Annotated in this window: 14 protein-coding genes; 7 read left to right on the plus strand and 7 right to left on the minus strand. The window is 59.2% G+C overall.

Annotated elements, in window-relative coordinates; all coding sequences use genetic code 11:
- Positions 1-75 precede the first annotated feature (75 nt).
- Positions 76-630 (plus strand): L,D-transpeptidase, encoded by a 555-nt coding sequence (locus ACR0L4_RS21255; RefSeq protein WP_480514953.1) that lies wholly within the window; start codon positions 76-78, stop codon positions 628-630.
- A 6-nt stretch (positions 631-636) separates the two neighbouring features.
- Here the strand turns inward: ACR0L4_RS21255 and ACR0L4_RS21260 are convergent, their stop codons facing one another.
- Complete coding sequence (locus ACR0L4_RS21260; protein WP_480514954.1) at positions 637-1251, minus strand: SOS response-associated peptidase; 615 nt, start codon at positions 1249-1251, stop codon at positions 637-639.
- A 3-nt stretch (positions 1252-1254) separates the two neighbouring features.
- Entirely contained in the window at positions 1255-1920 is a 666-nt protein-coding gene (locus ACR0L4_RS21265; protein WP_480514955.1) for an arylesterase, read from the minus strand.
- Between the two features lie 26 nt (positions 1921-1946).
- Here ACR0L4_RS21265 and ACR0L4_RS21270 point away from each other — a divergent pair, with 26 nt between their 5' ends.
- Both ACR0L4_RS21270 and ACR0L4_RS21275 read left to right on the plus strand, forming a co-directional pair.
- Positions 1947-2642, plus strand: coding sequence for an ABC transporter ATP-binding protein (locus ACR0L4_RS21270; RefSeq protein ID WP_480514956.1), 696 nt, complete (start codon positions 1947-1949; stop codon positions 2640-2642).
- Entirely contained in the window at positions 2639-5167 is a 2529-nt protein-coding gene (locus tag ACR0L4_RS21275) for an ABC transporter permease (RefSeq protein ID WP_480514957.1), read from the plus strand. The genes ACR0L4_RS21270 and ACR0L4_RS21275 overlap by 4 nt, the downstream gene beginning before the upstream one ends.
- 2 nt (positions 5168-5169) lie before the next feature.
- Here the strand turns inward: ACR0L4_RS21275 and ACR0L4_RS21280 are convergent, their stop codons facing one another.
- Positions 5170-5616, minus strand: coding sequence for an Rrf2 family transcriptional regulator (locus ACR0L4_RS21280; RefSeq protein ID WP_170749840.1), 447 nt, complete (start codon positions 5614-5616; stop codon positions 5170-5172).
- A 94-nt stretch (positions 5617-5710) separates the two neighbouring features.
- Here ACR0L4_RS21280 and ACR0L4_RS21285 point away from each other — a divergent pair, with 94 nt between their 5' ends.
- Positions 5711-6280, plus strand: coding sequence for a gamma-glutamylcyclotransferase family protein (locus ACR0L4_RS21285; RefSeq protein WP_480514958.1), 570 nt, complete (start codon positions 5711-5713; stop codon positions 6278-6280).
- A 51-nt stretch (positions 6281-6331) separates the two neighbouring features.
- Here the strand turns inward: ACR0L4_RS21285 and gltX are convergent, their stop codons facing one another.
- The gene (gltX, locus tag ACR0L4_RS21290) at positions 6332-7657 is read right to left on the minus strand and encodes a glutamate--tRNA ligase (RefSeq protein WP_480514959.1); all 1326 of its coding nucleotides are present in this window, start codon (positions 7655-7657) and stop codon (positions 6332-6334) included.
- Between the two features lie 210 nt (positions 7658-7867).
- Between gltX and ACR0L4_RS21295 the strand changes: the two genes are divergently transcribed.
- On the plus strand, positions 7868-8800 hold the full coding sequence (locus tag ACR0L4_RS21295) for an MBL fold metallo-hydrolase (RefSeq protein WP_480514960.1): 933 nt from the start codon (positions 7868-7870) through the stop codon (positions 8798-8800).
- A gap of 229 nt (positions 8801-9029) precedes the next feature.
- Here ACR0L4_RS21295 and ACR0L4_RS21300 read toward each other — a convergent pair whose 3' ends face one another.
- The gene (locus ACR0L4_RS21300) at positions 9030-9254 is read right to left on the minus strand and encodes a hypothetical protein (protein WP_480514961.1); all 225 of its coding nucleotides are present in this window, start codon (positions 9252-9254) and stop codon (positions 9030-9032) included.
- A gap of 324 nt (positions 9255-9578) precedes the next feature.
- Positions 9579-11237 carry an NAD+ synthase gene (locus tag ACR0L4_RS21305; protein ID WP_480514962.1) on the minus strand — a complete coding sequence of 553 codons (1659 nt, stop codon included), beginning with the start codon at positions 11235-11237 and terminating at the stop codon, positions 9579-9581.
- A 154-nt stretch (positions 11238-11391) separates the two neighbouring features.
- Between ACR0L4_RS21305 and ACR0L4_RS21310 the strand changes: the two genes are divergently transcribed.
- A complete protein-coding gene (locus tag ACR0L4_RS21310) occupies positions 11392-12879 on the plus strand; it encodes an MORN repeat-containing protein (protein ID WP_480514966.1) in 1488 nt (495 codons plus the stop codon).
- A gap of 4 nt (positions 12880-12883) precedes the next feature.
- On the opposite strand, the gene ACR0L4_RS21315 is transcribed toward ACR0L4_RS21310, so the two are convergent.
- Positions 12884-13549 (minus strand): SDR family NAD(P)-dependent oxidoreductase, encoded by a 666-nt coding sequence (locus ACR0L4_RS21315; protein ID WP_480514963.1) that lies wholly within the window; start codon positions 13547-13549, stop codon positions 12884-12886.
- A gap of 291 nt (positions 13550-13840) precedes the next feature.
- Here ACR0L4_RS21315 and ACR0L4_RS21320 point away from each other — a divergent pair, with 291 nt between their 5' ends.
- On the plus strand, positions 13841-15409 hold the full coding sequence (locus ACR0L4_RS21320) for a 2-isopropylmalate synthase (protein ID WP_480514964.1): 1569 nt from the start codon (positions 13841-13843) through the stop codon (positions 15407-15409).
- Positions 15410-15494 lie beyond the last annotated feature (85 nt).

Below are 15494 nucleotides of genomic sequence, written 5' to 3' on the forward strand. Positions count from 1 at the left end.
GCCCTAGAATTGACCAATTGAGATATCATTCTGAAATTCGAGTCACGATTTCTCTGGTCAATTTATGAGGCCCCCATGCTTACACGTCGTTTGTTTCTGGCCGGAACGGCACTGAGCCTGTTTCCCGTTGGTGTCAGCGCCAAGAAAGCGGTCGAGTATGATCCGACACCGCAATTCGTGCGGATCAAAAAACAGTTTGAACCGGGCCAATTGCTGGTCGTACCCCGATCATTCTACCTCTACTACGTGACCGAACCACGCAAAGCGATCCGCTATGGCTGCGGCGTGGGCAAGGCTGGGCTTGAATTCACGGGCACCGCGACGATCGACGTCAAAAAGGAATGGCCGACATGGCGGCCCACCAACGAGATGATCGAGCGTGATCCCGTGGCCTATGCCAAATTCAAGGACAACGACTATGTTCAGCCGGGCGGAGGGGACAACCCGTTGGGTGCGCGGGCGCTGTATCTATTCCAGAACGGGGTCGATACCTATTTCCGTATCCATGGCACGACGCAGCCACAGACCATCGGGCGTGCAGCGTCAAACGGCTGTATTCGCATGCTGAACGCGCATGTGGTCGACCTGTATAACCGGGTCCCCATCGGAACGGTGGTCACCGTGGTCTAAGTGCGTTCAAGGCGCAGACCAATCCACATCCGATGCTTTTTCAATGGCCAACATACCGTTTGGCAAGGGCTGAGCCAGAGCTCTGGCCTCAGCTTCGGATCCCGTTAGCCATGTTGAAACGTCTTCAGGACGCAACAGAACACCCATGCGATGGTGAATCGGTCTCAGGTCCTCATTGGGCTCGCAGGTCACAGCCGCGAACTGATCGACGCGCAACCCACCAGGGGCCTGCCAGCGATCAGTGATCGCGGCAAAAAGCAGTGGGCCGCCGTTCATTGCGGCAATGCGCCACGCGGTTTTGCGCCGTTTCTCGCCCGTCCATTCGTACCACCCATCCACCGGCACCACAGCGCGCCCGACACCATCGAAAGCGGTTTTGTCGAAAACCGTCTCTGACCGCGCGTTGATGATTGTCTCCATCACGGGGCGACCCCGGGCATTGACACGGCCAACCGGGATCATACCCCAGCGCATCGCGATCAACCCGGCCTCAGTCAGGACAACCACGTCTTGCCCCGGCTGAATGTTTTGGCGCGCGGGCTGCTCCGGGACATCGTTCGAAACACCTAAGAACGCGGCGATATCCGAGATCGATCGAGTTAGAAAGAACCGCCCCGGCATCGTTTAGTCCGGCCCGGTCGATGCATCGACCAACTCAAGCACGGATGGACCAAGCGCTTCGACGATCAGCGCAACACCTTTGGCGTTGGGGTGAATCCCGTCCGGCTGCATGTATTGACTGACGGCATTCGGATCACCTCCAGAGGCGAGGCCTTCAAAGAAACTGTCGACGTAGAGCACTTGAAATTGCTGTGCCAGGTCCGGGTACATCGTATCAAACGCCTCTTTGTAGTCGGGCCCGTAATTTCCAGGGGCCTGCATGCCGATCAACAACACCTCGACATCGCTGGCATCGGCCGCAACCAGGATCGACTTGAGGTTGGCGCGAGACACATCCGGGTCGATTCCCCGCAGCAGGTCGTTGCCACCCAGCGCCACAACCATCCCGTCCACGTCCGGCGTCAGGGTCCACTCGACCCGGGCAGCGCCGCCTGCAGTCGTATCCCCCGAAACACCTGCATTGATCAGACGAACATCGGCCTTATGCGCCTGCAACCAGCGCTCAAGCTGTGGGACAAAGCCATCCTGCTCGACCAATCCATACCCTTGGGTTAGCGAATCCCCCAGTGCTGCGATCACGACGGGCTCGGCTGTGGCCGCAAATCCCCAACTGGCAAACAGCCCTGAAACCAGAACCTTGCGCAGACCCGTAAATGCTCCATATCCCAAATGACTGCTCCCCGATGGAAAGACCGATGACTTCAGCTGTCCTTAAACTCCAAAATGCCTCTTTGTCGCTGGATGGCAATGCCGGGCGAGTCGATATCCTGCATGATATTTCTCTGTCCGTGATGAAAGGCGAAAGTTTGGGTCTGATCGGCCCATCGGGATCGGGCAAATCCTCGCTGCTGATGCTGATGGGCGGGTTGGAACAGGCAACGGGCGGCAGCGTTTCAGCGCTGGGGCGCGATCTGACGGGAATGGACGAAGATACTCTGGCCCGCTTTCGGCGCGACTCGATGGGGGTGGTCTTTCAGAACTTTCACCTGATCCCGACGATGACAGCGCTGGAGAACGTCGCCACACCGTTGGAGTTGGCCGGTCACAACGACGCGTTCGACCGGGCCGAGGCCGAACTGGACGCTGTTGGGCTATCGCATCGTCACGATCACTATCCCGCGCAACTATCAGGTGGAGAACAGCAGCGCGTTGCACTTGCCCGCGCCTCGGCTCCACGTCCGCAAATCCTTCTGGCGGACGAGCCGACCGGCAATCTTGACGAAACGAACGGCGCCGCAATCGTTGACCTGTTGTTTGGCTTGCGGGACAAACATGGAGCAACGCTGGTTCTGGTCACACACAGCCACTCGCTGGCAGCGCGTTGCGACCGCGTCATTCGCCTGCGGGATGGCCGGATTGCGGAAGAGGCCAAGCAAGAGGCCGCAGAATGAGCCTGCGGCTGGCGGGGCGGCTTGCCCGCCGCGAACTGCGCGGAGGTTTGCGCGGGTTTCGCATCTTCATCGCCTGTCTCGCCCTCGGCGTCGCTGCCATCGCAGCTGTTGGTTCGGTGCGCTATGCAATCCAGTCAGGATTGACGCAGGAAGGCGCTGCCTTGCTGGGCGGGGATGCGCAACTGGAATTCACCTATCGCTTTGCCGATGACGCGGAACGAACGTGGATGGCTGAGACCGCGCAGCGCGTTTCGGAAATCGTCGACTTTCGGTCGATGGCCGTGGCAGACAAAGACACTGGAACCGAACGGGCACTGACTCAGGTCAAGGCGGTCGATGACGCCTATCCATTGGTGGGACAGGTCAGACTGGAACCCGAGATGTCGTTGCCGGATGCTTTTGCCGGCGTTGGCGATCTGCCGGGCGCGGTCATGGACCCCGCGCTGATAGATCGAATGGGGCTGGCGACCGGCGACCGGTTTGCCTTGGGTACGCAAGACTTCATCCTGATGGCAGCCTTGACCTACGAGCCGGACGGCGCGGCAGACGGGTTTGGCCTCGGCCCTCGGACATTGGTACTCAGCGAAGACCTGCAGGCCTCAGGCCTTTTGGCTCCGGGTACGTTGTTTTCGACCAAATACCGTCTCAATCTTCCGATTGGCGCGGATCTGGCCGGCCTGTCGGAACAGGCCCAAGAGGCCTTTGACGGCTCTGGCATGCGCTGGACCGACGCGCGCAACGGAGCGCCGGGCATCACTGAATTCGTAACACGCCTAAGTGCTTTTCTTGTGCTTGTCGGCCTCTCGGGTCTGGCTGTCGGGGGCATCGGGGTGTCCGCCGCCGTCCGCGCCTACCTGTCTCAGAAGACCGAAACCATCGCCACCCTGCGCACCCTGGGCGCAGATCGGGCAACGATCTTTCAAACCTACATGATCCAGATCGGGCTTCTGTCGGGCATCGGAATCGCAATCGGCCTTGCTTTGGGCGGGGTAATGCCGCTGGCACTGGCTCCCCTGATCGAAAGCCGCCTGCCTGTCCCGGCAGTGTTTGCCGTCTACCCACTCCCCCTGGTCGAAGCCGCGATCTACGGCAGCTTGACCGCATTCCTGTTTACGCTCTGGCCCCTAGCGCGAACCGAGGATGTCCGCGCCGCAACCTTGTTTCGGGATGCGCTTACAACAGCCCGTCATTTGCCCCGAGCGGTTTACGTCTTTGCAACTGCCCTTGGTCTGAGCCTTCTGATTGCAATCGCGGCATGGTTCAGCGGTTCGACGCAACTGACCCTTTGGACCAGCGGTGGCCTGGTCGGGGCGCTGATCCTGCTGTCTCTTTCCGCCATCGCAATCCGTCGAATGGCCCGGTCCGGAGCACCCGTGGCGCGGGGCCGTCCTGCGCTTCGATGGGCCTTGTCGGCCATTTCCGACCCGCGCGAGGGCGCGGCTTCGGTGGTGCTGTCCCTCGGACTGGGTCTGTCCGTACTGGCCGCGGTCGGGCAAATCGACGGTACGTTGCGCAATGCCATTTCGGGCAACCTGCCCGATGTCGCCCCGTCCTATTTCTTCGTGGATATCCAAAAGGACCAGATGCCGGGCTTCACCCAGCGCCTTGAAACTGACCCTGCCGTAAGCCGCATTGAAAGCGCACCGATGCTGCGCGGGATCATCACCCAGATCAACGGCCGCCCGGCACACGAAGTTGCAGGGGACCATTGGGTGCTGGAAGGTGACCGAGGCATCACCTACTCAGAACGCCCACCCGATAACGCCCGCATTACCGCGGGCGACTGGTGGGACAAGGACTATGCCGGCGAACCTCAGGTCAGTTTTGCCGCCGAAGAAGCGCTGGAGATGGGTCTGACCATCGGTGATCAAATGACGGTCAACATTCTGGGCCGGGACATCACTGCGCGCCTGACATCAATGCGCGAGGTCGACTTTTCGACAGCAGGTATGGGGTTCATCATGTCCATGAACCCCTCGGCACTGGCCGGGGCCCCCCACAGTTTCATCGCAACGGTCTATGCCGATGAACAGGCCGAAACCGCCATCCTGCGTGATCTGGCAAGCCAGTTTCCCAACATCACCGCCATTCGGGTGCGGGATGCAATCGACAGGGTTTCAGGTTTGCTGGCCGGGTTGGCCGCGGCAACCTCCTACGGGGCTGGTGTATCGTTGCTGACAGGTTTTCTGGTCCTGATCGGTGCGGCCGCAGCCGGGGAACCGGCGCGGCGCTACGAGTCCGCGATCCTGAAAACACTGGGGGCGAACCGACGCCGTATCCTGATCAGCTTTGCCTTGCGCGCCATCCTGCTGGGGGCCGCCGCCGGGTGCGTGGCGCTATTGGTCGGAATTCTCGGAGGCTGGGCCGTCGCCACCTATATCTTCGACACGAGTTTCGCGGTGATCTGGCCATCCGCTATTGGCATCGTTCTGGCTGGAATCGTTGTCACACTGGGCGCGAGTCTTGTCTTTGCTTTGCGCCCGCTGTCAGTACGACCAGCTCGCATCCTGCGCGCCAGCGACTGACGTCAACGAATACAGGCAACGGGCTGCAGAATCTTCAACAGTGGATCGTTGTCGCAGACCAGCGCATCCAGCGTTATATCGTCCAGCGACGCATAGAACACCTCAGCGGCATCCCGTAGCGCCAACCGGAGACGGCACGCATCGGTCAGCGGGCAGGTGTTGTCGGCATCCGCAAAGCACTCGGCAATCGGCAATGACCCCTCAACATCCCGAAACACGGCACCGATACGAATCCGCTCGGGCGAACGCGCCAGCGACATACCACCGTTTCTGCCGCGTTGCGTGCTGAGATAGTTCAATTGGCTCAGTTGATTGATCACCTGCGCCAGGTGGTTCTCCGAAATATTGCACACTTCGGCAATCTCGGATTTCGTCACCAACCTGTCCGGATGTGCTGCGCAGTACATCAACAGGCGCACTGCAATATTGGTCCGTTTTGTAATCCGCATAAGACCCTCCGTCCCAAAAAGATGCAGCCTTATTGCATACTCGGCAAAAAAGCGGTTTGACATACATCAATCGGCCAAGAGGATATCCGCGCAAATGGCAGACCCGTATTTCTTTGGCTATGGCAGTCTTGTGAACCTTGCCACACATGATTTCCCCGACCCACGACCCGCGCGCCTGAGCGGGTGGAGGCGCGCATGGCGGCACACCGATCTGCGGCTTGTCGCCTTTCTGACCGCCATCCCGGATACTGAATCCGAGATCGACGGAATGATCGCCCATGTGCCGAAAAACGACTGGGCCGCGCTGGATCAGCGGGAATGGGCCTATGACCGGGTCCCGGCAACGGATGCTGTGTCACACCCGCTGACACATGAGGTAGAAATCGCCGTCTATGCCGTTCCGCAGGGTCATCAGACAAACCCGACCCGGCAACACCCGCTGCTGCTCAGCTATATCGATGTCGTTGTACAGGGATATCTGCGCAGTTTTGGCGAAGACGGCGCGGATCGTTTCTTTGCAACTACCGACGGATGGGATGCACCGATCCTGAATGATCGGGCCGTGCCTCGCTACCCCCGTCATCAACAACTGAAACCGACCGAGGTGGCATTCGTGGATGACCGCCTGAGACGCCTTTCGGCCCGGATCGTCCAAACCGCATAGAAAAAAGCGAGGCCAGCAGGCCCCGCCCAATCGAAATCGTCGAAGCCCGGATCAGCCGCGCGCGCGGATCACCTGCAGCAAAGGCAGCAACGTGGCCATTTCCGGCCCCCGCTCCATGCCAGTCAGTGCTTTGCGCAGCGGCATGAACAGGCCTTTACCCTTGCGGCCTGTGGCCTCTTTGACGGCCTTGGTCCAGGTGCCCCAAGTCTCATCATCGAAGGGCCCGGTGGGTAGCAGGGCCACCGCTTCTGCTATGAATTCCCGATCTTCGTTCGCGATCAGAGGCTCTGCCCCATCCCGGCACAGTGCCCACCAGCCTTCGAGGTCTGCCAACGTGGTGATGTTTTCACGCGCCATGGCCCAGAACGGCGCCGCCAGGTCTGCCGGAACACCGGCATCGGCGACGGCGTCTGCAACATCGGCCAAGGGCAGCGATTGCAGGTGCTTGGCTGTCAGCGGGAACAGGTCCTGCACGTCGAACTTGGTCGGGGCCGAGCCAAACCGACCGACATCAAACCCCTCAATCAGTTCGGCCATGTCGGAACGCAGCTCGACCGGATCGGATGACCCCAGACGCGCCATCAGGCTCAGCAGAGCCATCGGCTGCACGCCCTGTTCGCGCAGATCGCGCAGAGCGAGCGTACCCAGACGTTTCGACAGCGCCTCACCCTGCGGGCCGGTCAGCAGCGAATGATGCGCAAAGCGCGGACAGGTTCCGCCCAGCGCCTCGATGATCTGAATCTGCGTCGCGGTGTTGGTCACGTGGTCCGAGCCCCGCACCACGTCGGTCACGCCCATCTCGGTATCGTCCACGACCGACGCGATTGTGTAGAGAACCTGACCGTCACCGCGGATCAGAACCGGATCCGAGACCGAGGCCGCATCGATCGAGATGTCGCCCAGAATGCCGTCATTCCATTCGATCCGCTCGTGATCCAGCTTGAAACGCCAGACACCATTGCCACGCTCGGCGCGCAGCGTCTGTATCTCGGCTTCCGACAGGTTCAGTGCAGCGCGGTCATAGACCGGCGGCTTGCCCATGTTCAGTTGCTTCTTGCGCTTCAGGTCCAGCTCGGTCGGCGTCTCAAACGCCTCGTAAAACCGGCCCATCTCACGCAGCTTGTCAGCAGCTTCGGCGTAGCGGTCCAACCGGTCCGACTGACGCTCAACCCGATCCCAGTGCAGACCCAGCCACTCAAGGTCCTGTTTGATCGCGTCGACATATTCTTCCTTTGACCGTTCAGGATCGGTATCGTCGATGCGCAGGATGAAGGTGCCGCCTGCCTTGCGGGCGATCAGGTAGTTCATCAGAGCAGTGCGCAGGTTGCCCACATGGATGTAACCGGTGGGCGACGGGGCGAAACGGGTGGTTGTCATGGGTGTCTCCTGTTGGCGCGGCTCTTGTCACAAAGGCGCGTTTTTGTCCAGCAGGCGTTTCGGGCCATCTCGCCGAAACCCGAATATGCAAGATGAGCAAAAATTAACACGCAAAGTTCATCCACGCAGGCTAGAGACAGGAGTATAAACTGGCACACGACCCGCAGCGAACTAGTTTGTTCACTGGCGTTCTGACAGGGAGACGAAGATATGGCCATCAATCTAACACGCAGAGCGGCCCTCGGTGCCGCAGCAGCCCTTCCATTTGCATCCGCAGCGACCCCGCTTTTGGCGGCCGGAGCCGAGACAAAGGCGAACTCGACCATCGCAAGATCATTCCAGCTGGGCGACTTCACGGTCACAACCCTGCTTGATGGCAGCCTGCCACGCGACGGCGCGCAGGAAATCTTTGGTGGCGGCGCCTCGGATGAGGAATTCGCCAAAGTATCAGCCGAAAACTTCATCTCGCCTGACGTGGCACAATTCTTTTTCACGCCGACTCTGGTGAACACAGGCTCGGAGCTGATCCTGTTCGACACCGGGCTTGGTCAGGGCGGCATTCAGGCCGCTTTGGCAGATGCGGGTGTCACGCCCGATCAGATTAACGTGGTTGTGCTGACCCACATGCACCCGGACCATATCGGTGGCATGACCACGAATGACGCGCCGACATTCGCAAATGCGCGCTATGTCACCGCAGCACCCGAGTATGACTTCTGGTCCGCTCAGGAAGCCGGGAACCGGGTCGGTGATCTGGTCGCGGCCAAAGTCACCCCTCTGGCCGAGAAGATGACCTTTGTCGAGGATGGCGGAGACGTAGCCTCGGGTGTGACGGCGATGGCGACCTTTGGGCATACCCCCGGTCACATGGTCTATCACCTGGAAAGCAACGGTCAGCGCCTTATCCTGACTGCGGACCTTGCCAATCACTATGTCTGGTCCTTTGCGCACCCCGAGTGGGAAGTTCGGTTCGACATGGACAAAGCTGCCGCGACGGAATCACGCCGTAAGGTTCTGGGCCTGCTGGCCGCCGACAAGGTGCCGATGATCGGCTATCACATGCCCTTCCCGGCCGCAGGTTATGTTGAGGCCCGTGGAGACGGATTCCGCTTTGTGCCGGTCAGCTATCAGATGATGAGCTAAACCATCATCAACCGAGGTCCGATCGAATCCGCGAACCCTCCACAATTCGGGACCGGCGCAGTTCGATCGGATTTCGTCGGTTTTCAATCGCTTGAACCGCTATGGCTTGAGACCATCAGCCGGCGGGTGCCGGTTTGAGTGATGGGATCTAAACTTGCCCCAACTTGTGACGCCCATGCCAATGGTGCCGCTGAATCAGCGGCACCTGAAAGTGATTTACAACAAAAGATTACGCGGCGCCGGACAGTTCCGCCCATTTCTGGCGCAAATTGGCTGAAAAGCCACCGATCTGTCGGGCAGATTCTGGCATGACCTCTTCCTGAGGCCTCAGATCGGGAAACTCGGGCCGCTGGATAGATGCGACGTTCTGCTGTGGCTCACACTCTTGCTTCAGCAAATCGGCAATTGCGACATCCAATAGCTTCTCATCCAATTCCTGTGGAGGAGATTCCATCGTTTTAAGCTTCCGCGGCGCGTGAAGCGACTTATCGTATTCCTCATACATAGTAACACCAAACCATTCACTCTGACATCCCACCAAGAATGTGGCGCAACCGGGCAATCAATCTTTTGCCAACGCCTCTGCGAGCTTCGCAGGACTACGTCACATCCGCCTCACATGAGGCAACAACTAAGCATAAATGTGGCAGAAAAATGTCTCAAAAACAAGCTATCAGCCGCTGTCCGATGCTGAAATCCAGCATTCAAGAGCCCTTGGCGGAAACAATTTGAATTCCGAGAGGACACTGTTCAGTAAAATGCGCGAAATCTGCCTAAATCAATTCGGATCGCGCCAGCGATTCACAATCGGATAGCGGCGATCCAGCCAGAAGGCCCGCTTTGTCAGTCGCGTACCCGGCGCCGATTGAAAGCGCTTGTATTCGCTGATGTAGATCAGATGCTCGACCCGCTTTGCATCCACCTCGGCAAAGCCTGCGGCAACACAATCGGCAATCGATCCATCTTGATCGACCAGTATGTCGAGGATGCCGTCCAGAATTGGGTAGTCGGGAAGGCTGTCACTGTCTTTCTGGTCTTCACGCAACTCAGCGCTAGGGGGCTTGTCGATGATCGAGGGGCGGATCACCTCTCCCTGTGGTCCTATCATCCACTGGCGATGATTGGCATTGCGCCAGCGGCAGGTCTCGAACACTCTGGTCTTGTAGAGGTCCTTGATCGGATTGTAGCCGCCATTCATGTCGCCATAGATCGTGGCATAGCCTACCGCGACTTCGGATTTGTTGCCGGTGGTCAGCAGCATCTCTCCGAATTTGTTCGAGATCGCCATTAGCAACACGCCGCGCAGGCGGGACTGGATGTTTTCTTCGGTCAGATCAGTGTCGCGCCCGGCGAACAGTGGTTCCAAAGTCGCCGTTACCGCAGCACGGCTGTCCGAGATCGGGACGAAATCGTAACGCACGCCCAAGGCCTTGGCGACCGCCTCGGCATCGTCCAGCGAGGTCTGGCTGGTGTATTCCGACGGCAACATCACGCAGCGGACATTCTGAGGTCCGATGGCATCAACGGCAATCGATGCAACCAGCGCCGAATCGACCCCGCCAGACAGCCCCAACACGGCTTTCTGGAAGCCGGTTTTGCCCATGTAGTCACGCAAAGACTGGACCATTGCGCGATAGTCCTGTTCCCACACATCGGGCTGGGGCACCACCTCAGCGGGCACAATCCGCCAGCCCTGCTCTCCTCGTTCCAGATCAATGTGGGTTACGGCTTCGTCAAAGACCGGCATACGGAAGGCAAGTTCACCGCCCGGGTTCAGGCCGAATGTGGCCCCGTCAAACACCTGATCATCCTGACCTCCCACCATGTTCAGGTAGATCAGGGGCAAGCCGGTTTCGACCACGCGGGCAACCATGTGGTTCAGCCGAACATCGTATTTGTCCCGAAAGTACGGCGACCCGTTGGGGATCAGCAGAAACTCGGCCCCGGTTTCTTCGAGCGTTTCGGCCACGTCCGGGTGCCAACCGTCTTCGCAGATCGGGCTACCGATTCGGGAATTGCCCACCGAGTAGGGCCCACCCAGCGGGCCGGAATCATACAGACGCACCTCGTCGAACACAGTTTCGTTCGGCAAATGGTGCTTCAATACCTTGCTGGTAATGCGCCCGCCTTTCAGGATGAGGTAGGCATTGTACAGGCTGTCCCCTTCGACCCATGGTCCACCAATCGCCATGGCCGGACCATCGGCACATTGTCTGGCCAAGGACTCAATCTCGACCATTGCGGCGCGATGAAACACTGGTTTCATCACCAGATCCTGAGTGTTGTAGCCGGTTATGAACATTTCGGGGAACGCCACCAGATCGGCTCCTACTTCACGCGCTTGTTCCCACGCGGCAAGGGCTTTGGCCGCATTGCCCTGAATGTCCCCGACAACGGGGTTTAGCTGTGCCAGAGTGATGCGGAAACGGTCGGCCATGCTGTCCTCTTGCCCTCGTCAGTCCAATTGCATTTAGCAGATCACCGCGCGAGGAAAAGGCCCATGCGGCAAAAGCCGTTGCTCTGCCCTTAGCGGTATCCTAGTTTTGCGCCACAGGAAGCAAGCAATGATAACCGGGCAGGCAGGAACAACAATGTATGTGATCCGCAATTCAATCGCCGCTGGGGTTGTGACCCTGATTGCCGCAACAGCCTATGCACAGGATGGAACCGTCGTCGTGAAGGATGACGAAGTCGGCGGCGTGTACGAAGGCACCTTTCAGGATGGCCTGCGCCATGGAACCGGTACGTATCGCCTGCCCAACGGGTTTGAATACACCGGTGAATGGGTCGAGGGCAGAATCCAGGGTCAGGGCACGGCCCGCTTCGCCAATGGGGCGATCTACGAAGGCACGTTCGCCAACGGTCAGCCCGACGGCCAGGGTAAGATCACCTACCCAGACGGAGGTGTCTATCAGGGCGCTTGGTCCGAAGGCGCTATCAACGGCACCGGGGTGGCCGAATATGCCAACGGCCTACGGTATGAGGGCGAATTCAAGAACGCCCGCCATCATGGCAAAGGCACGTTGTCTGACACCAACGGCTATTCCTATGAGGGCGACTGGGTCGACGGGGTGAAACAAGGCATCGGCAAGATCACCTCGGCAGACGGATCGGTCTATGAAGGGGATATCGAACAGGGCCAGCGCCATGGCCAGGGCCGTTTGGTTCAGTCGGATGGCGTTGAATATGACGGCCAATGGCAGCAGAACCTGATGACCGGAACCGGGCGGCTGACATTGCCCAACGGGGACGTCTATGAAGGCGCTTTGCTGGAAGGCCGACGCCAGGGCCAAGGCAAAGAAACCTATGCCAACGGCAATGTCTACGAAGGCGACTACGACGACGACCAACGCCACGGAAAAGGCACGTTCACCGGCACAGATGGCTACAGCTATTCCGGCGAGTGGTCTCGCGGTCAGATTGAAGGCTTTGGCGAGATCGTATATCCCGATGGCTCAACCTATATCGGCGCGCTGAGTGCCGACCTGCCACATGGCAAGGGCCAGAACACCTATCCCGATGGCACGATCTATGATGGTGAGTGGGTTGCGGGCGTGTTCGAAGGTCAAGGCAAGGCGACCTATCCGAATGGGGTCGTCTACACGGGCCAGTTTCGAAATGCGCTCAGCCATGGCTCCGGCGTCGTCACATTTACAAACGGCTACCGCTACGAGGGCGAATGGGTTGACGGCGCGCGACAGGGCAAAGGCAAAGCCAGCTACGCAGATGGAACTCTGTACGAGGGCGACTTTCTGGATGGAAAGCGCCACGGCATGGGGAAGATCACAGCGCCAAGCGGGTTTACCTATACCGGCGATTGGGTCGACGGGAAGATCAGCGGTACCGGGAAAGCGACCTATAGCTCGGGCGATGTGTACGAGGGCGGCTTTCTCGACAACAAACGCCATGGCGAAGGCACCATGCGCTACGCGAACGGGCGCGAAGAGACCGGCGTTTGGGAAAATGACGCCCTACCGGCGCAGAACGCGACAACAGATGATGACCCCTTGCAAGAGGATCAGACCCCCCAAACCGAAAACGGCAACAGCGAAGAAACTCAGGTCCCCTCGGACGGCTAACCTGCTACCAAGGCACAGGATTTCCGGCCCAATCGTAGAATCCACCCGTTTCCGCAGGTGTTAGTCCCTCGATCACGTCCAAAAGGTTTCGAGCGGCCTCACCGGGTTCTACGGCCGGATGTCGGCCAAGATATTTCTGTGTGAACGCGGTTTTGACCGTGCCGGGGTGCAAGGCGACACAAATCGCCTGTTTGTGGGTGCGTGCCAGTTCGATGGCCGTGGTATGAACGACTTGATTCACCGCAGCCTTTGCCGCCCGGTAGCTGACCCACCCGCCGATACGGTTATCTCCGATCGATCCGACTCTGGCCGACAAAACGGCAAAGACCGACCGCCTGTCGCGGGGTAGCAAGTCCTGTACCCGGCTCAGCACCAGAGCAGGACCCACCGTGTTTAGAGCAAACTGATCCATCATGGCTTGGGCGGATACCGCACGTATGGTCTTTTCCGGTCCTGCGCCATTTATCTCCAAAGCCCCGGACGCGACCAGAACCAGATCATACGGGGTGGGCAACTCATCCAACACCTGCAACGCGTCTTTCGGGCGGGTCAGATCGAACCCGTCAACCAACCGGGACAGCCCGGTCACGTCCATGTGCTGCGCCCTCAGATGCGCGCTGACCGCAGCGCCAATTCCACCCGAAGCACCAATAATCAAAGCTGTTTTCATGGCGAAAGACCTAGCTGTCCCGGGCACCGGATCAATGATTGCCAAGAAAGAAACCAGCAAGAATATGGAGCGTGATTAATTTGGTTCTTTTCATTCCCGGCATGCTGAGTATAACCTCAATCTCATGATCAACCGCGCAGATATCCGTATTGCCGACACCGCCCATCGCGGTGCGTCTCTGCGTGGCCTACTGATCCTAATCCGCCTCTGAGCGTGCCATTCCGGCGCGCCCGCTCAGAGGAGGACGCCCGCGCGCCATAGGCTTTAGGACAGAAGAAGAAAGAGAACCCCATGACCAACGTGACCGACCAAGACCGCGTCTTGATCTTCGATACAACTTTGCGCGACGGCGAGCAGAGCCCGGGCGCAACCATGACGCATGAAGAAAAGCTGGAGATTGCCGAGCTGCTGGACGAAATGGGCGTCGACATTATCGAAGCCGGCTTTCCCATCGCGTCCGAAGGCGACTTCAAGGCCGTGTCCGAGATTGCGCAGTGCGCGAAAAACAGCCGCATCTGCGGTTTGGCCCGCGCCAATTTCAGTGATATCGACCGCTGCTGGGAAGCGATCAAACACGCCGAGAAGAACCGTATTCACACCTTTATCGGCACCTCTCCGCTGCACCGGGCCATCCCAAACCTGACCCAGGACGAGATGGCTGAAAAGATTCACGACACCGTCACCCATGCCCGCAATCTGTGCGAAAACGTTCAGTGGTCGCCGATGGATGCAACGCGGACCGAATGGGACTACCTGTGCCGCGTGATCGAGATTGCGATCAAGGCGGGGGCAACCACGATCAACATCCCTGACACCGTGGGCTATACCGCACCGCTGGAATCTGCGGATCTGATCAAACGCTTGATCGAGACAGTTCCCGGCGCAGATGACGTCGTGTTCGCAACCCACTGCCACAATGATTTGGGCATGGCGACCGCAAACTCTTTGGCGGCCGTGATCGGAGGCGCGCGCCAGATCGAATGCACGATCAACGGCTTGGGTGAACGCGCAGGCAACACGGCCCTCGAAGAAGTTGTGATGGCCATGCGTACGCGAAATGACATCATGCCCTATCACACTGGCATCGACACCACCAAGATCATGCATATCTCACGGCGGGTCGCGACGGTGTCGGGCTTCAATGTTCAGTTCAACAAAGCGATTGTCGGAAAGAACGCCTTTGCGCACGAAAGCGGTATCCACCAGGACGGGATGCTGAAGAACCGCGACAATTTCGAAATCATGCGCCCCGAGGATGTGGGCCTGAGCGGCACCTCTCTGCCACTGGGCAAACACTCGGGCCGCGCGGCGTTGCGCGACAAGCTGAGCACGCTTGGTTTCGAGGTGGGCGACAACCAGCTGCGCGACATCTTCGTACGGTTCAAGGATCTGGCGGATCGTAAGAAAGAGGTATTCGATGACGACCTCATCGCCCTGATGACCTTGGACGAGGCCGATGACTACCTGCAGCTTGTGTCGATGAAGGTCACTTGCGGCACCGGCGGGCAGGCGGAATCAACCGTCGAGCTTGAGATGGATGGCAAGGACACCATCGCGACCGAACATGGCGACGGCCCTGTGGATGCGACCTTCAAGGCCATTCGCGCCATCTATCCCAACAAGGCGCATCTGCAACTCTATCAGGTGCATGCGGTAACCGAAGGCACCGATGCGCAGGCCACCGTTTCGGTGCGCCTAGAAGAAGACGGCATGATTGCCACCGGCCAGTCGGCCAATACCGATACCGTCGTGGCCTCGGCCAAGGCCTATATCCATGCCCTGAACCGTCTGATTATGCGACGCGAGAAAACCGGACCGGGCGCGGATTCGCGCGAGATCAGCTACAAAGACCTGACCTGAACGGGCCAGCGGCTCCCGCACCCGCGGTGGCCCGGCTGCGCCGATCCTTCTTGGGTTTTGGGCCCGGCAGCGCGCCAACGGCGCG

The sequence above is a fragment of the Ruegeria sp. AB5 genome, assembly GCF_056542645.1.